The 21,375-nt window shown below is 49.5% G+C and carries 24 protein-coding genes; all 24 read left to right on the top strand.

Annotated elements, in window-relative coordinates:
* Positions 1 to 9 precede the first annotated feature (9 nt).
* The 24 genes from H9Q78_RS01985 to H9Q78_RS01870 all read left to right on the top strand — a co-directional run bounded on the left by H9Q78_RS01985 (position 10) and on the right by H9Q78_RS01870 (position 20,781).
* Positions 10 to 690, top strand: a complete 681-nt coding sequence (locus H9Q78_RS01985) for a stage III sporulation protein AF (RefSeq protein ID WP_249303319.1) — start codon at positions 10 to 12, stop codon at positions 688 to 690.
* A 48-nt stretch (positions 691 to 738) separates the two neighbouring features.
* Positions 739 to 1,335: a stage III sporulation protein AG gene (locus H9Q78_RS01980; RefSeq protein WP_249303318.1), complete on the top strand. Its 597-nt coding sequence runs from the start codon at positions 739 to 741 to the stop codon at positions 1,333 to 1,335.
* A 14-nt stretch (positions 1,336 to 1,349) separates the two neighbouring features.
* Positions 1,350 to 2,105, top strand: coding sequence for a SpoIIIAH-like family protein (locus H9Q78_RS01975; RefSeq protein ID WP_249303317.1), 756 nt, complete (start codon positions 1,350 to 1,352; stop codon positions 2,103 to 2,105).
* A gap of 87 nt (positions 2,106 to 2,192) precedes the next feature.
* Entirely contained in the window at positions 2,193 to 2,579 is a 387-nt protein-coding gene (locus H9Q78_RS01970) for an Asp23/Gls24 family envelope stress response protein (RefSeq protein WP_147596487.1), read from the top strand.
* Between the two features lie 117 nt (positions 2,580 to 2,696).
* Complete coding sequence (gene nusB, locus H9Q78_RS01965; RefSeq protein ID WP_249303316.1) at positions 2,697 to 3,104, top strand: transcription antitermination factor NusB; 408 nt, start codon at positions 2,697 to 2,699, stop codon at positions 3,102 to 3,104.
* 5 nt (positions 3,105 to 3,109) lie between these two features.
* On the top strand, positions 3,110 to 4,318 hold the full coding sequence (xseA, locus tag H9Q78_RS01960; protein ID WP_249303315.1) for an exodeoxyribonuclease VII large subunit: 1,209 nt from the start codon (positions 3,110 to 3,112) through the stop codon (positions 4,316 to 4,318).
* The gene (gene xseB / locus H9Q78_RS01955) at positions 4,311 to 4,538 is read left to right on the top strand and encodes an exodeoxyribonuclease VII small subunit (RefSeq protein ID WP_249303314.1); all 228 of its coding nucleotides are present in this window, start codon (positions 4,311 to 4,313) and stop codon (positions 4,536 to 4,538) included. The genes xseA and xseB overlap by 8 nt, the downstream gene beginning before the upstream one ends.
* Positions 4,528 to 5,415 (top strand): polyprenyl synthetase family protein, encoded by an 888-nt coding sequence (locus H9Q78_RS01950; protein WP_249303312.1) that lies wholly within the window; start codon positions 4,528 to 4,530, stop codon positions 5,413 to 5,415. The genes xseB and H9Q78_RS01950 overlap by 11 nt, the downstream gene beginning before the upstream one ends.
* A 9-nt stretch (positions 5,416 to 5,424) precedes the next feature.
* Positions 5,425 to 7,296: a 1-deoxy-D-xylulose-5-phosphate synthase gene (dxs, locus tag H9Q78_RS01945; protein ID WP_249304698.1), complete on the top strand. Its 1,872-nt coding sequence runs from the start codon at positions 5,425 to 5,427 to the stop codon at positions 7,294 to 7,296.
* A gap of 1 nt (position 7,297) precedes the next feature.
* The gene (locus tag H9Q78_RS01940; RefSeq protein WP_249303311.1) at positions 7,298 to 8,092 is read left to right on the top strand and encodes a TlyA family RNA methyltransferase; all 795 of its coding nucleotides are present in this window, start codon (positions 7,298 to 7,300) and stop codon (positions 8,090 to 8,092) included.
* Positions 8,089 to 8,913, top strand: a complete 825-nt coding sequence (locus tag H9Q78_RS01935) for an NAD(+)/NADH kinase (protein WP_249303310.1) — start codon at positions 8,089 to 8,091, stop codon at positions 8,911 to 8,913. Before H9Q78_RS01940 ends, H9Q78_RS01935 begins: the two co-directional genes overlap by 4 nt.
* 19 nt (positions 8,914 to 8,932) lie before the next feature.
* Positions 8,933 to 9,388: an arginine repressor gene (argR, locus tag H9Q78_RS01930; RefSeq protein WP_147596480.1), complete on the top strand. Its 456-nt coding sequence runs from the start codon at positions 8,933 to 8,935 to the stop codon at positions 9,386 to 9,388.
* Between the two features lie 13 nt (positions 9,389 to 9,401).
* Positions 9,402 to 11,078 (top strand): DNA repair protein RecN, encoded by a 1,677-nt coding sequence (gene recN, locus H9Q78_RS01925; protein ID WP_249303309.1) that lies wholly within the window; start codon positions 9,402 to 9,404, stop codon positions 11,076 to 11,078.
* A gap of 175 nt (positions 11,079 to 11,253) precedes the next feature.
* Entirely contained in the window at positions 11,254 to 12,546 is a 1,293-nt protein-coding gene (spoIVB, locus tag H9Q78_RS01920) for a SpoIVB peptidase (RefSeq protein WP_249303308.1), read from the top strand.
* A gap of 210 nt (positions 12,547 to 12,756) precedes the next feature.
* Entirely contained in the window at positions 12,757 to 13,551 is a 795-nt protein-coding gene (gene spo0A / locus H9Q78_RS01915) for a sporulation transcription factor Spo0A (RefSeq protein WP_249303305.1), read from the top strand.
* A gap of 149 nt (positions 13,552 to 13,700) precedes the next feature.
* Positions 13,701 to 15,137, top strand: a complete 1,437-nt coding sequence (gene glgA / locus H9Q78_RS01910) for a glycogen synthase GlgA (protein ID WP_249303304.1) — start codon at positions 13,701 to 13,703, stop codon at positions 15,135 to 15,137.
* Positions 15,138 to 15,255: 118 nt separating this feature from the next.
* Positions 15,256 to 15,696, top strand: a complete 441-nt coding sequence (locus H9Q78_RS01905) for an HD domain-containing protein (RefSeq protein ID WP_249304696.1) — start codon at positions 15,256 to 15,258, stop codon at positions 15,694 to 15,696.
* Between the two features lie 160 nt (positions 15,697 to 15,856).
* Positions 15,857 to 16,375, top strand: coding sequence for a CarD family transcriptional regulator (locus H9Q78_RS01900; RefSeq protein WP_249303302.1), 519 nt, complete (start codon positions 15,857 to 15,859; stop codon positions 16,373 to 16,375).
* A 158-nt stretch (positions 16,376 to 16,533) separates the two neighbouring features.
* A complete protein-coding gene (gene thiS, locus H9Q78_RS01895) occupies positions 16,534 to 16,731 on the top strand; it encodes a sulfur carrier protein ThiS (protein WP_249303300.1) in 198 nt (65 codons plus the stop codon).
* A gap of 66 nt (positions 16,732 to 16,797) precedes the next feature.
* Positions 16,798 to 17,451: a sulfur carrier protein ThiS adenylyltransferase ThiF gene (thiF, locus tag H9Q78_RS01890; protein WP_249303298.1), complete on the top strand. Its 654-nt coding sequence runs from the start codon at positions 16,798 to 16,800 to the stop codon at positions 17,449 to 17,451.
* A 43-nt stretch (positions 17,452 to 17,494) separates the two neighbouring features.
* Positions 17,495 to 18,262: a thiazole synthase gene (locus H9Q78_RS01885; protein WP_249303297.1), complete on the top strand. Its 768-nt coding sequence runs from the start codon at positions 17,495 to 17,497 to the stop codon at positions 18,260 to 18,262.
* Positions 18,263 to 18,381: 119 nt separating this feature from the next.
* The gene (gene thiH, locus H9Q78_RS01880) at positions 18,382 to 19,533 is read left to right on the top strand and encodes a 2-iminoacetate synthase ThiH (RefSeq protein ID WP_249304695.1); all 1,152 of its coding nucleotides are present in this window, start codon (positions 18,382 to 18,384) and stop codon (positions 19,531 to 19,533) included.
* Positions 19,534 to 19,891: 358 nt separating this feature from the next.
* Positions 19,892 to 20,077, top strand: a complete 186-nt coding sequence (locus H9Q78_RS01875) for a hypothetical protein (protein WP_249303295.1) — start codon at positions 19,892 to 19,894, stop codon at positions 20,075 to 20,077.
* 107 nt (positions 20,078 to 20,184) lie between these two features.
* Positions 20,185 to 20,781 carry a thiamine phosphate synthase gene (locus H9Q78_RS01870; RefSeq protein WP_249303294.1) on the top strand — a complete coding sequence of 199 codons (597 nt, stop codon included), beginning with the start codon at positions 20,185 to 20,187 and terminating at the stop codon, positions 20,779 to 20,781.
* Positions 20,782 to 21,375: the final 594 nt, after the last annotated feature.

The following is a 21,375-nucleotide window of genomic DNA, read 5'->3' as shown; positions in this document are numbered from 1 at the left end:
GAGCGGCAGATGCTGGCGGGATTTTATCAGTGGGTGAAAAATATAGCGGCATACCTCATTTTCATGTCGCTGGTCCTTAAGCTCCTTCCGGATGGGAAAAACGTCAAATATATCAAATACTTCATGGGAATGGTGCTGGTTCTCATCGTACTGGCTCCAGTGGGAAAGCTCTTCCGCCTGGAGGATGTATTTTCCCAGTTTGAGACGGAGCTTGAAAGCCAGGGAAGAGAGGAGGAATTCCGGGAGGAGCTGGAACTCAAAGGAGAAGAGTATTCTTCCTCGGTGATTTCCCAGTATGAAGAGGAACTGGCTTCTCAGGCATCGGAGTCTCTCGCGGCTGCCGGATGCGGCAGCGCTGCTGTCAGGGTAAACCTGGATACTATGAATGGGAGCGAAACATTCGGCCAGGTACTGTCCATAGAAGTGGATTTTACCATGAGCGACCGTATGTCAAGTGAGGCAGGAAAGACCGGGAGTATCGATCCGGTCGTCATTGAGAAGAGGAAGGTAAAGATTCTGGATGAGGATGGCGGAGAAGCGGGGGATGAGGCCGGAGCAGGAGAGAAAACAGAGGAAGAACTGGGGGAAAATACCAGGAATTATAGAGAAGAGGCAGAAGATGAGACGGTACGGAAGCTGCTGTCGGAAAAATTTTCCGTGGCAGGGGACAGCATCCGAATCCGGAGATGAGGATCAGGCCGCGGCGCAGGGATGCCGGAGGAAGGGAGTGGAGCTTTCATGAAAAAATGGAATTTTAATTTCCGGAAATTAAAACAGATCAAGACGGAAACCTGGATTCTGCTTCTTCTCGCAGGCGTTCTCCTGCTCGTGATCGCTCTCCCTACGAAAAAGAATGGGGAGAATACAGAAAAAATCAGCGGACAACAGGAAGTCAGCCGTGAAAATGGAAGTGGGAGTGGTACGTCGGATGTCAGTGATTATGCAAAGAAAATGGAAAAAAGGGTGGCGGAGATTCTGTCCACCATAGACGGAGTGGGAAAGGCGGAAGTCATGGTGACCCTGGAATCGGGCGGCGAGACTATCCTCCAGACAGACGCTTCCCTGGAGCAGAGCAGTACAAAGGAGACGGACAGCGAGGGAGGCTCCCGGTCTGTGGAAGAGAAGAACCAGTCCAGCCAGACGGTTCTGACTGGCAGTGAAGACAGTCCCTACGTGACAAAAGAGCTCTGTCCAAAGGTGACAGGAATCGTCATTACAGCGGAGGGAGGAGGAGAAGCTACCGTAAAAGCTGAAATCTCTGAGGCAATGGAAGCATTATTTGACCTTCCCGCACATAAAATTAAAGTATTAAAGAGAGTCAAACAAGAATCTTAAAAAGGAGCGGTACTGTGAAACGAATTGTGAAGAAAAACCAGATTGTCCTGACCCTGCTGGCAGTGATGATTGCCGTGGCAGGCTACTTAAGCTACGCCGGGAAATTTAATTTCCTTGGCGGAGAGAAAAAGGCTCAGGCCGATGGAAATGCTGCAGAAGAGACTGTTGCCGCAGGACTTTTGGACATTTCCGATGAAGATGTCCTGGCAGAGAATCAGGCACTTTCCAAGGCAAACGGAGAAAGTCTGACGGATGTTTACACACCGGCAGAAGACGGTGATGAAACCCAGGCGGCGGCAGCTACTGACGCTCAGAACGGAGAATCTGTGGCAGCCGCAGAGGAGTCTTCCACAGCCGCGGAGGCAGGGGCTTCCGTACCCGGCGAAGCCGTTCTTACGAACGGGGTCACGGTCAGCAATTATGTGTCGCAGATGCAGCTGAACCGGGAGCAAGTACGCAGCAAGAATAAAGAGACTCTCATGGAGGTCATCAACAATGCGGCGATCGCAGATGACCAAAAGCAGGCGGCGGTGGATCAGATGATCGCCCTCACCGCAGTCGCGGAAAAAGAAAACGCGGCAGAGACTCTCCTTGGGGCCAAGGGTTTTACGGATTCCGTAGTCTGCATCAATGACGGGACCGTGGACGTGGTAGTCGGAAAAACGGAACTTACCGACGCGGAAAGAGCACAGATAGAGGATATCGTCAAGAGGAAGACAGAGGTAGACGCGGCGAACGTAGTCATCACCCTTATGGACCTGGACCAGTAAAGACTTTACATATTTGGTTGATAAATATTCATCTTTTTGGTATAATGAAAGACAAAGTATGAATTTTAGGTACAGGAGGTAGCGGCGGTGGAACATGAAAATAGAAATACTCATACCCTGCGTCACGACAAAGAGACCGTTGGTGAAGTCCAGATCGCAGATGAGGTGGTGGCGATCATTGCCGGGCTGGCGGCTACGGAGATCGAGGGAGTCGCATCCATGGCAGGAAACATTACCAATGAGCTGGTCGGAAAGCTGGGGATGAAAAATCTCTCCAAGGGCGTGAAGGTAGATGTGCTGGATACTTCTGTATCGGTGGATTTATCTCTCAATATGGAATACGGCTATAGTATCCCCGATGTATGCGCGCAGGTTCAGGAGCGTGTGAAGTCGGCTATTGAGAATATGACGGGACTTTCGGTGATTGATGTGAATGTAAAGATCGCCGGTGTGAATATTGACAAGACCAGATAGAAAGAACTGAAAAGGGTGCCCATAAAAAGCACCCTTTTTCCTTATGTCCGAAAGGACCATACGGGTTTTTCCGCGGGCTCGGCCTTTGGAAAGACTGAAGTGATTTGGAGGATGCACATGAGCAGAAGAGAACTGAGGGAGCATGTGTTCCGCATGCTGTTCCGCAAAGAATTCTATGAATCTGAGGCGGAATTCAGCGAACAGGTAAAAAGATACCTGGAAGAGCTGGAGCCCCTGGAAGAAAAAGATGAAAGCTATATGTCCGGAAAAGTAGAGGATATCTATGGACACGTCAAAGAACTGGACGACCGGATAAATGAGGTGGCGAAAGGCTGGAAGACCCGTCGTATGGGAAAGGTAGACCTGACGGTCCTGCGCCTGGCGCTTTATGAGATGCTGTACGAGGAATCGGTGCCGGAGAAGGTAGCCATCAATGAAGCGGTGGAAATAGCCAGAAAATACGGCGGAGATGATTCTCCGTCTTTTGTCAACGGGATTTTAGCCAAGCTTGTCACGGAGAGCTGAGACAGATGGGACGAAGCGTCTATACGGTGGGGCAGGTAAATGCCTATATTAAAAATATGTTTACCCAGGATTATCTGCTGGGGGCCATATCTGTAAAAGGTGAGGTGTCCAATTGTAAGTATCATTCCTCAGGCCATATTTACTTTACCCTGAAGGACAAGGGGGCAGTCCTGCAGGCCGTGATGTTCGCCGGTAACCGCGGAGGGCTTCCCTTTGCCATGAAAGAGGGCCAGCAGGTCATCGTGTCGGGAGCCGTAAATGTGTTTGAAAGAGACGGGAAATATCAGCTTTATGCCAGGGAAATCACCCTGGACGGGATTGGAAGTCTCTATGAGCAGTTTGAAGCGCTTAAAAGGGAATTGGAAGAGAGAGGACTTTTTGCATCGGAATATAAGCAGCCGATCCCCCGCTATATTAAGACTCTTGGGATTGTCACGGCCAGCACCGGCGCAGCAGTCCGTGATATCATAAATATTGCGGAAAGGAGAAATCCTCACGTCCGCCTGGTGCTGTATCCGGCAAAGGTACAGGGAGAGGGAGCCGCCGATACCATAGCGGCGGGAATCGAGGCTCTGGAACGGTTTGGCGTCGACTGTATGATCGTAGGCAGAGGCGGCGGTTCCATTGAAGACCTATGGGCTTTCAATGAAGAAAAGACGGCGCAGGCGATATTTGACTGCTCTGTGCCGGTGATATCCGCAGTCGGTCATGAGACAGATTTTACGATTGCTGATTTCGTATCAGATCTGCGCGCGCCGACTCCATCGGCTGCGGCTGAGCTGGCTGTTTATGACTACCGTCTTTTTTTATCTCAGCTTGACGAAGCGGGGCGGAGGATGTCGGAAGCTATGATAGGCCGGACGGAAAGGCTTAAGCAGATGCTGAAAGCGAAAGAGCTCCGGCTGGGCAGATTCCGGCCGGATTATCAGGTGGCGGAAAAAAGACAGCTTCTCGATCAGTATCAGGACAAGCTTTCCTCAGTCATGAGGGGCAAGCTCAAATCAGCGGATCATAAGCTGGCTGTTTATGCGGAGCGGCTGAAAGGCTGTTCTCCGCTTGACCGGATCACGAGAGGATATGCCTTTGTGACCAAAAAGGACGGAAGCCGTCTGCTGTCGGCATCTCAGGCGCTGCCGGGGGAAAGGCTGTCTTTACAGCTGTCCGATGGTGTCGTAGAAACTGAGGTTATAGGAGCAGATTCGGCAGATGAATAGAAAGGAACGGGACATGGCGGAAACTTTGAGTATAGAACAGACCTTTGAAAGGCTGGATGAAATAATCGGACGCCTGGAGGGGGAAGAACTTTCCATGGAGGAATCTTTTGCGGCTTACGCGGAAGGTCTCGCCTTGGTAAAGAAATGCCGCGGAAGTATAGATGAAGTGGAGAAAAAAGTGCTGGTATTGGAAGAAAGTGGGGAACAGCATGAACTTTAATGAGGAAATGAAGGAAAAGGTAAAAGATATTGAACGGATGATCTGTGCATATCTTCCGGAGGAAAAGGGATTTCAGAAGACAATCCTGAAAGCGATGAATTACAGTGTGCTGGCGGGAGGCAAAAGGCTTCGTCCGCTTCTCATGCAGGAAACCTTCCGCCTGTTCGGCAGAAAAGGAGATGAGATCGCTCCATTTATGGCGGCCATTGAAATGATCCATACCTCTTCCCTCGTCCATGATGATCTTCCGGCCATGGATGCCGATGAATACCGCAGAGGCAGAAAGACTACCTGGGTCGTATACGGAGAAGACATGGCGATCCTGGCGGGGGACGCACTGATGATCTATGCTTTTGAGACCGCGTCAAAAGCCTTTGGGCAGACAGACCGGCCGGATCTGGCGGGAAGGTGTATCGGCATTCTGGCAGAAAAGACCGGGATATACGGCATGATCGGCGGCCAGACGGTGGATGTGGAGATGACAGGCGAGCCGGTTCCGGCAGACAAGCTGGATTTCATATACCGTCTGAAAACTGGGGCGCTTTTAGAAGCGTCTATGATGATAGGGGCCGTTTTGGGCGGGGCCTCTTTAGAAGAGGTGAAAATGATAGAGCAGGTGGCCTCCGATGTGGGTCTTGCGTTTCAGATCCAGGATGATATCCTGGATGTTACCAGTTCGAAGGAAGTTCTCGGAAAACCGGTGCTGAGTGATGAAAAGAACAACAAGACTACTTATGTGACCCTGGAGGGGCTTGATAAAGCCAGGGGACAGGTGGAGTTCTATTCCAAGCGGGCGGTGGATACCTTAAATGGCCTGTCCAGAAAAAATGAATTTTTGAATCAGCTGATCCTTACGCTGATCACAAGAGAAAAATAAGAGGATGAGATCATGTTAGAGGAAATCAGAAGTCCTGAAGATCTGAAGGCTCTGGACCCTGCACAGTTTCCGGCGCTGGCAGAGGAAATCCGCCAGTTTTTAATAGAGAAAGTGAGTGAACACGGCGGCCATCTGGCTTCCAACCTGGGAGTGGTCGAGCTGACCATGGCTCTTCACCTGGCTCTCAATCTGCCGGAGGATAAGATTGTTTGGGATGTGGGGCATCAGTCCTATACCCATAAGCTTCTTTCCGGCAGGAGAGAAGATTTTGAGAGTCTGAGGGAATATGGAGGAATGAGCGGTTTTCCCAAGCGGAGAGAATCTGAATTTGACAGCTTTGATACGGGACACAGCTCCACGTCGATTTCGGCAGGGCTGGGCCTGGTAGAAGCGCGCGACCGGCTGCACGAGGATTATACGGTGGTGTCTGTCATCGGCGACGGCGCTCTATCGGGAGGCATGGCCTACGAAGCACTCAACAATGCGTCCAGGCTGAAGAGCAATTTCATCATCATTCTCAATGATAATCATATGTCCATCTCGGAGAGTACCGGAGGGTTTTCAAAGTACTTGTCCAAGATACGGGTGGGAAGCGGGTATAACAATCTGAAACGGGATGTGAGCCGGGGGCTTTCCAAGGTTCCGGGAGTGGGCGAGCCTCTTGTGGAGAACATTGTGCGCGCCAAAATGGCGCTGAAGCAGTTCATGGTTCCGGGCATGTTCTTTGAAAATCTGGACATCACCTATGTGGGTCCCATGGACGGCCATAACATTCCTGAAATGGTTCGTATTCTGGAGGAAGCAAAGAAATTCGAACGGCCGATCCTTATCCATGTGAAGACTAAGAAGGGGAAAGGATATATCCCCGCCGAACGGTATCCCGTCAAATTTCATGGAGTAGGCCCTTTCTGCATTGAGACAGGCAAGTCTGTGGAGGAGAAAAAAGGCATCAGCTATACGGAGGCCTTTTCTCATACGATCTGCCGGCTGGCAGAAAAGGATGATAAGATCGTAGCGGTCACGGCAGCCATGCCGGAGGGCACCGGGCTTAAAAAATTTGCCGCCCTCTATCCGGACCGGTTGTTTGACGTGGGGATTGCCGAGGAACACGCAGTCACATTTGCGGCCGGTATGGCGGCGGGAGGACTGAAGCCTGTGGTGGCGGTCTACTCCTCGTTTTTGCAAAGGGCATATGACCAGATGCTTCATGATGTCTGTCTCCAGAAGCTTCCGGTGGTGTTTGCCATCGACCGTGCCGGTCTCGTAGGCTGCGATGGCGAGACTCATCAGGGAATTTTTGATCTGTCTTATTTGAGAAGTATGCCGGGGATGGCGGTTTTTGCACCCATGAACAAGTATGAACTCAGGAATGGTCTGGAATTTGGAATACAAGCGGGGGTCCCGTTTGCCGTCCGGTATCCAAGAGGTACTGCGTATTCCGGACTTAAGGAGTATCAGGATCCTATAGAGTTAGGAAAGAGCGAAGTGATATACAGAGGCGGAGAAATCGCGCTTCTTTCTGTCGGCAGTATGATGGAGACGGCAGTACAAGTCCATGGGAAGCTGAAGGAATCGGGCATATCGGCTACGCTCATAAATGTACGGTTTGTTAAGCCCATGGATAAAGAACTGCTGGATGATCTGGCAAAGACCCACGGGTGCCTTGTGACCATGGAGGAAAATGTGATCTGCGGAGGATACGGAGAGGCGGTCTCTTCTTATATCCATGAACGAGGCTATGGGGCCAAGGTGCTGAAAGCCGCAGTTCCGGATACGTTTGTGGAGCATGGACCAGTAGATATCCTTAAAAGGGATTTGGGGCTGGATGCGGATTCCATTTTCCAGAGGATCAAGAACGAATATATACGGAAGGAAAGCTAAAATGAAGGAACGTCTCGATGTGCTGCTGGTTTCCAGGGGGTTCGCTGAATCCAGGGAAAAGGCAAAAACCATGATCATGGAAGGAATCGTTTTTGTAAACGGGCAGCGGGAAGATAAGGCAGGGGCATCGTTTCATCCGGAGGCGCCCATCGAGGTCCGTGGGCAGACTCTTAGATATGTGAGCCGGGGAGGACTTAAGCTGGAAAAAGCCATGAGCCATTTCGGAATTTCTCTGGACGGGAAGATTTGCATGGACGTGGGAGCTTCCACGGGAGGATTTACCGACTGTATGCTGCAAAACGGCGCAGTGCGGGTATACTCTGTCGATGTGGGACGCGGGCAGCTGGCTTGGAAGCTTCGGCAGGATGAACGGGTCGTCTGTATGGAAAAGACGAATATCCGTTATGTGACGCCGGAGGACATCGGTGAGCCGGTGGACTTTTCTTCCATTGACGTTTCTTTTATATCCCTTACAAAAGTACTTCTTCCAGTGCGGGAGATCCTTAAAGACGGAGGAGGCGTAGTATGCCTGATCAAGCCTCAGTTTGAAGCCGGACGGGAAAAAGTCGGCAAAAAAGGAGTAGTCAGAGAGCCGGAGATTCATCTGGAAGTCATTCATAAGGTAATGGATTATGCGGAAAGCATCGGATTTGGCAGAAGGGCTCTGGAGTTTTCTCCAATCAAAGGCCCGGAGGGAAATATTGAATACCTGCTCTTTCTGATAAAGGGAGGAGAGGATGCGGAAACCATCAACCCGGAAGACATCGTTGTGAAAGCCCATGAGGAATTGAGATGAACCGATTTTATATCATTACAAACAGAGAAAAAGATCCGGAGCTTACTGTGACCGGAAAGATTAAGAGATTTCTGGAAAGTCAGGGAAAAGTCTGTGTGCTGAATGGAGACGCGCCGATACCTGGGGATACGGACTGTGTCCTGGTCCTTGGCGGCGATGGGACTCTCCTTCAGGCGGCCAGGAACCTGGTGTGGAAGGATGTCCCGCTTCTTGGCGTGAACCTGGGAACTCTGGGGTATCTGGCGGAGCTGGATATCCATTCGGCACTCGGCGGCCTGAAAGAGCTGCTGGAAAGCGGACCCTCCGTGGTGGAAGAGCGGATGATGTTAAAAGGTTCCGTATATCATGATGGAAAGATGGTTTGTGAAGACATCGCCCTCAATGATATCCTGATCGGACGGAAATCTGGCTTTAAGGTGATTCGGTTCAAGGTTTACGTGGATGGAGAATTCCTGAATGCCTATGCGGCGGACGGCATGATCGTGGCTACGCCCACGGGCTCCACAGCGTACAATCTGTCGGCAGGCGGTCCAATCGTGGAGCCGACGGCTTCTTTGATCGTCCTGACTCCCATAGCGCCTCATACGATGATAAACAGGAGTATCGTACTTTCTGCGAAAAGCCAGATAAAGCTGGAGCTGGTAGTTCCTCCGGGACGCGCAGAGGTGGAGGCCACGGTTGGCTTTGACAGTGATAACCAATGTCCGTTCCAGGCGGGGGATTATATAGAAATACAGAAAGCCATGAGGACGACGAAGATTCTGAAACTGAATCGGATCGGATTTTTGGAAACGCTCCGCCATAAGATGTCGGCGGAATGACATAGAGGAGGAATTGGACATGAAAATTGAGCGCCACAGCAAGATTGTGGAATTGATTGGAAAGTATGACATTGAGACACAGGAAGAGCTGGCAGAGAAGCTGAATGAAGCCGGATTCCGGGTGACTCAGGCTACTGTGTCCAGAGATATCAGAGAACTGAAGCTGACAAAGGTGGCCGTGGACGGAGGAGGACAGAAATATGTGGTGCTCCACAAAGCCGACAGCAATCTGAACGATAAGTATATCAGAATCCTCCGGGACGGATTTGTATCCATGGATATGGCCCAGAATATTCTGGTGGTGAAGACCGTGCCCGGCATGGCTATGGCAGTGGCGGCGGCGCTTGACGCGCTTCGGTTCCATGAGATCGTAGGCTGTATCGCGGGAGACGACGCCATCATGTGCGCGGTCAGGAGTGTGGATGATACCATCATTGTTATGGAAAAGCTTCGCCGGGTGATGTCATCCCAGTGAGAGGAGTGATGCCATGTTACTGAATCTGCATGTGAAAAATGTTGCCCTCATTGAGGAAGCGGATGTGAGCCTCGGAGACGGCCTTAATATTTTGACTGGCGAGACCGGCGCCGGAAAATCCATTCTGATCGACGCGGTGAATCTGGCCCTGGGGGCAAAGACTGCGAGAGGTCTGCTTCGGAATGAGGAGATACCTGCCAGCGTGGAGCTCCTGTTCAGCGTTTCCGGACGAGAGAAAAAAGAGGCGCTGGAAAAGCTTGGGGTCGTTCCGGAAGAGGACGGCTCTGTTTTGATTGCCAGAAAGCTGTCCCAGGGAAAGAGCATATGCAAGATCAACGATGAAACGGTGACCGTATCCAGGCTGCGGGCAGTGACCGGCCTTTTGATCGATATCCACGGCCAGCATGAGCACCAGTCGCTTTTACATAAGTCCAATCATCTGGAGATTCTGGACGCGTATGCGAAGCATCAGGAAGAATCGGTAAAGGAACGTCTGGCAGAGGCTTATTCCGTCTATGCGGCAGCCAAAAAAGAGCTTGCGACCTATGAGATAGGGGAGGAAGACAGAATCCGGGAGCTGGACTTTCTTTCTTATGAAATCCGGGAGCTGGAGAACGCCGGTCTGAAGGCGGGCGAGATAGAGGAGCTGGAGCACCGTTATAAACGCATGATGAACGGGCGGCGGATCACGGAGAGTCTTTCGAAAGCTCAGGAGTTTACGGGAGATGAGGACGGAGCAGGCGAACTTCTCGGCCGGGCAGTCCGCGCTCTCTTTGAAGCGGCAAATTATGATGAAGGGCTGGCAGGACTTCTTTCACAGGCGGAAGAGGCGGAAGATATTGTCAGCAGCCTGAACCGAGCGCTGTCTGAATACGGAAAGGAACTGGAGTTTGATGAAAGGGAGATGAACCAGATGGAAAAGCGTCTGGATTTTCTCCACAGTATTCAGATTAAATATGGGGAGTCCTATGAGGATATGATGGAATCCCTGGATACCAGGAGAAGCCGATTTGAAAAGCTGACGGCATTTGATGAAAGAAAACAGGCTGCGAAGGCTGCTTTTGAGCAAGCAGAAAAGAAGGTGCTTTTGTTTGCAGGAGAGCTGTCGAAGATTCGGAAGGCAGAGGCGTTTTATCTGACAGAATCCATCCGTTCTGCGCTGGCAGATCTAAACTTTTTGGATGTTCAGTTTTCCATGGAATTTATGAAAAAAGGGCAGGCGGGACCGGATGGATTTGATGAGGTGGAGTTCCTCATTTCCACCAATCCCGGTGAAGAGCTCAGGCCCTTATCCCAGGTGGCGTCCGGAGGCGAGCTCTCCAGGATCATGCTGGCGATCAAGGCTGTGTTGGCGGACACGGATGATATCGAGACCTTGATCTTTGATGAGATCGATGCGGGAATCAGCGGCAGGACTGCCCAGAAAGTATCGGAAAAGCTGAACGATATCGGAAAGAGCCATCAGGTGATCTGCATCACACATCTGCCGCAGATAGCGGCGATGGCCGACTGCCATTATAAGATTGAAAAAAATGTTAAAAATGGAAGGACAGTGACGGAGGTCACAAAGCTTTCTGATAAAGAAGAAATAGAAGAGCTCTGCCGTCTTTTGGGCGGCGCGGCCATCACCGATGCAGTGGCGGAAAATGCGAGAGAGATGAAAGAGCTGGCAATGACTTACAAACAGTAAAACTGCATCCGTAATAGAAAGAATGCCTAAAACGCTAGTAGCCATGAGCCTTGTTCGATCGAGGGAAAAATTACCTCAGATTGAATGAGGCTCTTTTGCATGGCGTTTTATTTTTTGCTCCATACTAAAGGGGAGCGATTGAAAAAGAAAATTCTTTAAAATACGGAGGCGCGCCATGACACGGAAACAAAAATACAGGCAGTTCCTTATACGACTGATCTGGATTATGATTATTTTTACCTGTTTGTTCTCATATTATTATATTCGGCATATGATTCCCGGGAAAATTCGTGTCGTAGTGGGAGAAGAAGGTACTTTTCAGTTTTCTCTTCCCTGGGGAAGCACCCTGGAAACGGAAAATGAAGAGGTGCTTTTAGGAAGTATTTCGAACATACCGGAGGGCGCCGTCCGGATCAATACAGACCGGGCATTTACCGTAGAAGGGACCTCTCTTGGCAGCTATGACATGGATATCAAGCTGTTTGGCTGGCTGCCGCTCCGCAACATTCAGGTTGACGTAGTGGAATCCCGGTCAGTGATACCAGGAGGCGAATCCATAGGCCTCTATCTGGAAATGGACGGCGTGATGGTAGTCGGTACGAGCGAACTGACAGATAAAGAAGGAAATATTGTGGAACCGGCTTACGGCATCGTCAAATCAGGAGATTATATCCTGGAGGCAAATGGACAGCCGGTGACAGATAAGGAAGCACTGATTGCCGCGATATCTTCCAACGGCGAGGCGCCTTGTGTTTTTAAAATACGCAGAGACGGCGAGATCATGGAAGCAAAGGTGGATACGGTTCTGACCAGTGACGGAAGCTGCAAGGCCGGGATATGGGTAAGAGATGATGCCCAGGGTATTGGCACCCTCACTTATGTGGACGAAAACGGATATTTCGGCGCTCTGGGACACGCCATGAGCGATACGGATACAGGGCAGCAGCTGGAGGCTTCCGGTGGCGATCTTCAGAAAGCTCAGATACAGGACGTGATAAAGGGCCAGTCTGGTACACCGGGCTCTCTTCTGGGAACGATCGTCTACAGCGACAGCCATTGGGGAGATGTCTTCGGCAATACGGCGGCTGGCGTGTTCGGTCATACAGAGCTGGCCAACTGGGATATGAAAGCGGCAGACGCGATTCCCGTAGGATTTAAGCAGGATGTAAAGCTGGGGCCTGCGTCGATTCGATGTTCTGCCGACGGAGAAGTCAAGGAATATGACATTGAAATCATAAAAGCGGATATTACCACAGACAGCAACAAGGGTATGGTGGTACAGGTGACGGATCCAGAGCTTTTAGAACTGACCGGAGGAATCGTTCAGGGAATGAGCGGCAGCCCTATCATACAGGACGGAAAAGTTGTGGGGGCAGTGACCCATGTGTTTGTTCAGGATTCTACAAAAGGATACGGGATTTTTCTGGAAACCATGCTGGAAAAGCAGGAAGAGACTGTAAAGAAATAAAGAAGTTTTGATATGATCTGCAAGGATTCTCTTTTTCGACAAAAAACGACGGAAAAATGTCGATTAAAGCGTCTCTTTTCCGTTGCTATTCTACCTTCTTCTCTTTTATAATGGGAAAGTACCCCTGTAAAGGAAAAAAATAACAGGATTACGACGGAAAGCAGGACTTGCTGTCAGGCTGCGGGGGCAGACGGAAAAGGAGGATGAAAAATGGCAAAACTACAGGTGGCAATTGCTGACGACAACGAAAGAATCTTACAACTTTTAGATAACATCATCAGCCGTGATGATGAATTTGAAGTGATAGGAAAAGCGAACAACGGAGAAGAAGCTTATGAACTGATCAAAGAGAAGGAACCGGATATTATGCTGCTCGACATTATCATGCCGAAGCTTGACGGTTTATCCGTAATGGAAAAGGTCGGAAAAGACCCAACTCTTAAGAAAAGGCCGGAATTCATCGTGATCACTGCCATCGGGCAGGAGAGAATTACGGAAGATGCCTTTCAGCTGGGGGCATCTTATTATATTATGAAGCCTTTTGATTCAGACATGGTATTGAACCGGATGAAGCATATAGGGATGGGACGCCGCAGAGGTGCGGAGACCAGGAAGATCGTACCGTATGAAAGTCAGGAACAGTACATTGAAAGAAATCTGGAAACCGATGTGACAAATCTGATACACGAGATCGGGGTTCCGGCACATATCAAAGGATATAGTTATTTGAGAGACGCCATCATTTTGTCGGTTTCCGACATGGACATGCTGAATTCCATTACCAAGATGCTTTATCCAACGATCGCCAAGATGCACCAAACGACACCCAGCAGAGTCGAACGCGCCATCCGGCATGCCATCGAAGTAGCATGGAACAGAGGCAAGATGGATACCATCGATTCTCTTTTCGGCTATACTATCAATACAGGAAAGGGCAAGCCGACAAATTCCGAATTTGTTGCCCTGATCGCAGATAAGATCCGTCTGGAATATAAGAACAAATGAGTGAGGGCCCTCTGTCAGGAGGGTCTTTGAATTTCCGAACGGCTTAAGTCGGCGAATTCGGAAATACTGCTTCCAAAATCCCGCGGAATCTAGTATAATGGAACATAGGATTTGATTTTTGGGGAAAGTGATATTCTGGAGGTAGCAGAGTGAAGAAAATATTATTCGTTGCATCGGAAGGTGTGCCTTTTATTAAAACAGGCGGTTTGGCGGACGTTGTAGGCTCTCTGCCCAAATATTTTGACAAAGAGAAATATGATGTCCGGGTGATGCTTCCCTATTACCAGTGCATTCCTGCACGGTATAAGGAGCAGGCAGAATATCTGACTAATTTTTATATGGACTATATGTGGCAGGACAGATACGTAGGGCTTTTTAAAATAGAGCATGAGGGGATCATCTTTTATTTCGTGGACAATGAATGGTACTTCAGCGGTGATAAGCCTTACACCGACCAGTATTTTGATCTGGAGAAATTCGCTTTTTACAGCAAGGCGGTGCTGTCGGCGCTTCCCGTGCTGGATTTTAAGCCGGATGTGATTCACTGTCACGACTGGCAGACCGGTCTGATACCGGTACATTTGAAGGATAAATTCCGTGCCAATCCATTTTACAGAGATATTAAGTCTGTGATGACCATTCACAACCTGAAATTCCAGGGAGTGTGGAGCGTGGATGTGATACAGCGGATTTCAGAGCTTTCCGACTATTATTTCACGCCGGATAAGCTGGAATCCTACAGCAACGGCAACATGCTGAAGGGCGGCATCGTCTATGCCGACAAGGTCACGACGGTCAGCAACACCTATGCACAGGAAGTGAAGATGCCCTTCTACGGTGAGGGCCTGGACGGACTGATGCGGGCTCGTTCCCATGATCTGTGGGGAATACTGAACGGAATTGATTACGACGAATACGACCCGGCGGCGGATCCCTTCATCTACCAAAATTATGATGCAAGGACATTCCGCAAGGAAAAAGGAAAGAATAAGACAGGCCTTCAGCGGGAGCTGGGCATGGAAGTGAATCCGAAAAAGTTTATGATCGGTATTGTTTCCAGACTCACGGACCAGAAGGGGCTGGACTTGGTCCAGGCCGTGATGGATCAGATCTGTTCGGAGGATCTGCAGTTTGTCATCCTGGGGACCGGCGATGAGAAATATGAGAATATGTTCCGCCACTATGACTGGAAGTATCATGACAGCGTATCCGCGAACATTTATTATTCGGAGACGATGTCCCATAAGGTATATGCGGCATGCGACGCTTTCCTGATGCCGAGTTTATTTGAGCCCTGCGGCCTGAGCCAGATCATCAGCCTGCGCTACGGGACGGTGCCCATCGTCAGGGAGACCGGCGGACTTAAGGATACGGTGGAGCCTTACAATGAATACGACAGCACCGGCACGGGCTTTTCCTTTGCAAATTATAATGCCCATGAGATGTTAGGCAGTATCATGTACGCGAAAAATACTTATTATAATAAAAAGAGAGAATGGAATAAGATCATTGACAGAGGGATGGCGAAAGATTTTTCCTGGACCAGTTCCGCCCAAAAATATGAGGAGTTATACAGTGTCTTATAAGAAATCAGAAAATAACCAGTCTTTTGTGCTCCGGGGAGAAGACAAGGAGCTTGCCAGAGAGTGGATACAAGATACTTCATGGCTGGAAAAGGAAGCGTACGAATGGGATGATGATTACATGGAATGTGTGTCGGATATCATGGCCGCTCCGGTATTTCAGTCCATGGACCGGTATATTCAGCATGGAAATACTACGACAAAGGCACACTGTATCCAGGTTTCCTATCTGAGCTACCGCATCTGCAGGAGATATTCCTGGGATTATATGGCGGCGGCCAGGGCAGGCCTTCTTCACGACCTGTTCCTCTATGACTGGCATACGGAGAAAAATCATATCCATGGTTTTACCCATCCAAGGGTGGCGATGGAAAATGCGAAAAAATATTTTGATATCACTCCTCATGAGCAGAACATCATATTGAGACATATGTGGCCTTTGACCCCGGTGCCGCCAAAAAGCCGGGAGGGTATAGTGATCGTTTACGCGGATAAATTCTGCGGGGTCAGTGAAATGTACGGCAGAGTGAAGCAGGCGGTGCTGCGGGCAGTACACGCGTAGGACTGTAAAGCTGCTGGAATTCTGCACAACAGGCGGTCGCGGCAATGTCTGCATTTTTCACAAAATTCTCGGTATTTTTTTATTTCCCTTACGAAGAATGTCATCTGGTGGTATAATACTATTAAATCAGTTGGAAATTCTTGGAAAGGGAGGCTGTCGAATGTTTCAAGTGGGAGAATATATTGTCTGTGACCATAATGGAGTGTGCAGGGTATTGGGCGTTTCCGAAATGCCGGAGCTGAAAAAAGGGGTTCTGTATTATCAGCTGGAGCCGGTTTATTCCAAAGGCAGCCGGATTTTTGTCCCGGTGGACAGCGACAAGCTGGTGCTGAGGAGGATATCATCGGCAGATGAGGTGGAAGCGCTGCTTGATGAAATCCCTTCCATAGAGACCATTTGGATTTCCAATGAAAAAAAGCGGGAAGAAGAATACAGGGAGGTTGCCAGGAGATATGAATGCAGAGAATGGGTTAAGATTATCAAAACTATTTATCTGCGGAAAAAGAGCAGGCGGCTGGAAGGAAAAAAGATCACTTATATAGATGAAAAGTATATGAAGCTGGCGGAGGATAATCTGTATGGAGAGATCAGTATTCCTTTGCATCTCACACCGGACAAAGTGGAAAAATTCATCCGGGAGAGAATCAATAAGGCAGCGGTCCTGGTAAAAGAAGAATAGGAAGGGCCGGTATCGGATGAGAGACTTGACAGATACCAAAAAAACAGTATAATCTTTCATAGAGTGTGAACGCAGGACGGGCACACGAAGGGGTACACCACCACGGGTGTAGTCTTTCGTGTGCCTGTTTTTTGTTCCATAGAAAGGAGGAATATGGTGTGATCAAGATAAACGGCGAGCTTTTGGACCAGGCAGAAGGGAAGTCTCTTTCGGCCTATCTTTCCGAATGCGGCTATAAACGGGAAATGGTTGCAGTGGAACGGAATGGGAAGATCGTACCCAAATCGGAATATGACGATACGGTCCTATGGGACAATGATGAGGTGGAGATAGTCAGTTTTGTAGGCGGGGGCTGAAAAAAGTGTGAGTGATGGAGTGTAAAAATCACAAATGAGATATTGGAAAGGGAGGAGGTCCCGTACATGGATGATGCAGAGGAAGAAAAGCTGACAAGAGAAGAAATCGCAGCAGCAGTGGACAGCCGGTTTCCTGAAAATGTGAGAAATAGACTTAGGGAGGCCACAGTCGGCATCGCCGGCCTCGGCGGACTCGGTTCCCATATTGCCATTATGCTGGCAAGGAGTTTCGTGGGACATCTTCTCTTAGTGGATTTCGACCGTGTGGATGTGAGCAATTTGAACCGGCAGGCCTATGGGATATCACACTTGGGCATGGAAAAAACGAAGGCTCTTTCTCAGATCATAAAAGGCATCAACCCTTATCTGGATGTAAAAATCCATACGGTGCGCGTGGACAGAGAAAATGCCGGACCGTTATTTGAAGAGTGCCCGATCGTCTGTGAGGCCTTTGACCGTCCGGAAGAGAAGGCCATGCTTGTGAATACACTGTTAGAGAAGTGTCCGGACACGGTAGTGATATCTGGCTCCGGCATGGCGGGTTATGGAAGCGGAAATGAGATACGGGCAAAAAAGGTGATGAGGCGCCTGTATCTGTGCGGAGACGGAAAGACGGATATTGCGGACGGAATCGGGCTTATGGCTCCCAGGGTGAATATATGCGCGGGTCAGCAGGCGAATATGGCAGTCCGCCTGATTCTCGGAGAACCGATGCCGTGATCGGAGAAGACGATATATAGTACAGCAGGAAAAGGAGAGAAACATGAAAGAGGACAAATTAATAATCGGCGGGCATGAGTTTTCATCCAGGTTTATCCTGGGTTCCGGAAAATATAATCTGGATCTGGTCAAGGCAGCTGTGGAGTGTGCAGGGGCAGAGATCATCACATTGGCTGTCCGCCGGGCGAACAGCGAGACCGCCAGTATACTGGATTATATTCCGAAAGGGGTGACGCTTCTGCCAAATACTTCCGGAGCGAGAAACGCGGAGGAGGCTGTCCGGATCGCCCGCCTGGCCAGGGAATTGGGGTGCGGAAATTTTATAAAGATCGAGGTGATCCACGATTCCAAATATCTGCTCCCCGATAATCAAGAGACGATCAAAGCGACAGAAATTCTGGCAAAGGAAGGTTTTGTCGTGATGCCTTATATGTACCCGGATCTGAATACAGCGAGAGCGCTTAAGGACGCCGGAGCTGCTTCCATCATGCCCTTGGCCGCGCCGATCGGTTCCAATAAGGGGCTTTGTACGAAGGATTTTATCCAAATACTCGTGGATGAGATAGAGCTTCCCATTATCGTGGACGCGGGAATCGGACGTCCCTCCCAGGCATGTGAAGCGATGGAGATGGGAGTAGCCGCAGTCATGGCGAATACGGCGGTGGCGACGGCCGGAGACATAAAGTTCATGGCAGGAGCCTTTAAGAAGGCCATTGAGGCAGGCAGAGAAGCGTATTTGGCGGGACCGGGCAGAATCCTGGGAAGGGGCGGAGCCGCCTCCTCGCCTCTTACCGGATTTTTGAGAGACTGAAGACGGGAGGCTAAAGAATCATGGAGAAAGAAGCAGAAAAGGTGGCCGGCACGGCTCAGATTAACGCGGAGGAAAACAATCAATTTATTCCGGAGGATGAATTGGAGCGTTATCTGAATATGGAACGGACGAATCATATGGAATATATGGAAGGCATGGAGCAGATCTCTCCGGAGGTGATGGATGAGATCATAAGCAGGATGAACGCTTATGATTATAATTCCTATACAGAGCAGGATGTGAGGCGGGCGCTGGCGAAGGATAATCTGAGTCCGGAGGATTTTGGGGCGCTTCTTTCCCCGGCGGCCGGCCCTTTCCTGGAACAGATGGCGGTCAAAGCTCAGGCAGAAACCAGAAAGCATTTTGGAAGCTCCGTATATTTGTTCACTCCGCTTTACATAGCCAATTATTGCGAGAATTTCTGTATTTACTGCGGTTTCAATTGTCATAATAAAATCCGCAGGGCGAAGCTGGACGAGGCCGGCATAGAAAAGGAGCTCAAGGCGATCGCAGAAACGGGATTGGAGGAGATCCTGATCCTGACAGGGGAGAGCCGTCATATGTCCGATGTCCGTTATATCGGGGAGGCATGCCGGCTGGCTAAAAAGTATTTTAAGATGGTCGGAATCGAGGTATATCCGATGAATTCCGATGAATACGCTTATCTTCACGAATGCGGCGTGGATTATGTGACTGTGTTCCAGGAAACATACAATTCCGATAAATATGAGACTTTGCATATTTCAGGACATAAACGGGTATTTCCATATCGGATCAATGCCCAGGAGCGGGCGCTGAAGGGAGGAATGCGGGGAGTAGCTTTTGCGGCGCTTCTCGGCCTGGATGATTTCAGAAAGGACGCCTTCGCTACCGGCATTCATGCATGGCTGCTCCAGAGAAAATATCCCCACGCGGAAATCTCCTTCTCCTGTCCCAGACTTCGGCCTATCATCAACAACGATAGGATCAATCCGAAGGATGTCCACGAGCCGCAGCTTCTGCAGGTGATGTGTGCGTACCGCCTGTTCATGCCTTACGCGGGCATGACAATCTCCACCAGAGAAAGGGCAGGCTTCCGTGACCATGTGATAGGCTTAGCGGCGACAAAGATTTCGGCAGGAGTCAGCACTGGCGTAGGCAGCCATGGGGAGGAAGAGGAACAGGGAGACGACCAGTTTGAGATCGCGGATATCAGAAATGTGGAAGAGGTGTGCTCAGCGATTCGGGAACAGGGGCTGGAGCCGGTGATGAATGATTACGTATATCTTTAAGTACCTTTCAAACAATTTTTCTCAATCTGGTTTACAAAGCAAGAGGAAATCCGATTCCATCCAGGCGTCTCGCTGGCAGCCGTAACCAGAATCTTTGCGGCCTCCAGTCGGTCCTTTCCAACTGGCATGGATAAATCGATATTTTTCCATGTCAGATTCCAACAAAAATCCGCATGATATGCGATTTTTGCCTCCCTGCGGCCGGGAAGATTCTGCTAACGCCTTTGCGGCGCTCGCCTTACGATGGAATCGGATCGTTCCTCTCGTTCTTTCTTTCCGCACCGAAACAAGCTTTTGTTCGCCTTGAAAGTTATTTGGGCGGTCTATCGTAGCCCGCTGCGGTACGCGCGCGAGCTGTGTGGATATCCGATCCTTTTCTGGAATCAAGGGAACCGAGATTATCCGAAAAGGTGCGGCGGGCAGGATACCGGCAGAAAGATTCCGGAGCGGGGATAAAGCGGCCTTTGCATCGCCAGCGAACCGAAATCGTGACGGCCAGGAACTTCTGCCGGTGTCAAACTGGGGCTTGGCCGGAACTTACTAAGAATGATTACAAAAAGTGTTTTGTATCATACCTTCCAGGCAAGCGCACTTCGTGCGGCGGGGTATATCAGTCGAGCAACGGATTACAAACAAAAAGGAGGTCCTGATATGAAATTTATTGCGGTCACTGACAGGAGCCTATGCAGAGGATCTCTTATCACTCAGCTGGAACGGATTTTAAATTTGCCGGATGAAGCAGCTCTTCCGAAACCGGATATGGTGATTCTCCGGGAAAAGGATCTTTCGGAAGCGGAGTATGAGGCGTTGGCCGGACAGGTGATTCTTCTGTGCCGTGAGTATCAGACTGAGTGCATCCTTCATACTTATCCCCATGTGTCGGAGAGACTGGAGCACGGGAAGATACATCTCTCTCTTCCGTCACTCGAAAGGATGCAGGAGTCGGGAGAATGGTCTGAAATCAGAGGGATATTTGAAAAGACGGGCGTTTCTGTCCACAGCGTATCGGAAGCGGAGCGGGCGGTCTGCCTGGGGGCAGATTACCTGACGGCCGGACATGTGTTTTCCACAGACTGTAAAAAAGGAGTGCCGCCCAGAGGCCTTTCTTTTTTAACAGACGTGGTGGAGGCGGTGGACCGGAGGTGCCCCGTTTATGGGATTGGCGGAATGGACAGGACAAAGCTTTCTGCCGTCTCAGGGACAGGAGCGGAGGGAATCTGTATCATGTCAGGGTATATGAAGGTGTGACGGAGGAATAGAAAATCAGAAAGTCAATGAATGGAAAAGCAATAGGGAAGCGGCGGTCTGGAAACGGACCGCCGCTTTTGTGCCTTAAATGGGTTCAAAGGCTTAAATTTAAATATAATTTATAAAGGCTAACATTTAAAAACGGCCGAAAAAAACAAGGCGACATTGTCAAATACCATACAAGTTGCCGAATGGTTTGTTTTTTTCCCTTCTTCTTGTATTGGAGGCATAATTGCGATTTTTATGTATGACGGCTGGTACATACAGTTTGATAACGATGGATTTGAATATCGTTCCTGCCTGTGGAAAAAATAAACATTTTCGTATCAAGAGGTGATTGAAACAAAGAAGAAAGGAAATACAGTATACATCTATACAGACGAGACGGTAGTCAAGCTTCCGCTCCAGGAGACAGTAAACAGCCAGTTCTTTTTAAAGCATTTATCAGAGGAGATGAATCGCAGAAAACTAGGATAAATGGCCGGGATGCTGCATAATTGTGATTTGAATCAATCAAGTGACACATAACAGGGTAAGGTCCAAATGTGACCTTACCCTGTTTATGTATTGATTTTATTTTTTATGACGATACTT

The organism is Qiania dongpingensis (genome assembly GCF_014337195.1).
GTDB classification, from domain to species: Bacteria; Bacillota; Clostridia; order Lachnospirales; family Lachnospiraceae; genus Lientehia; species Lientehia dongpingensis.
The sequence above is the reverse complement of the archived record's forward strand: the minus strand, read 5'-3'. Positions and strand labels throughout refer to the sequence as shown.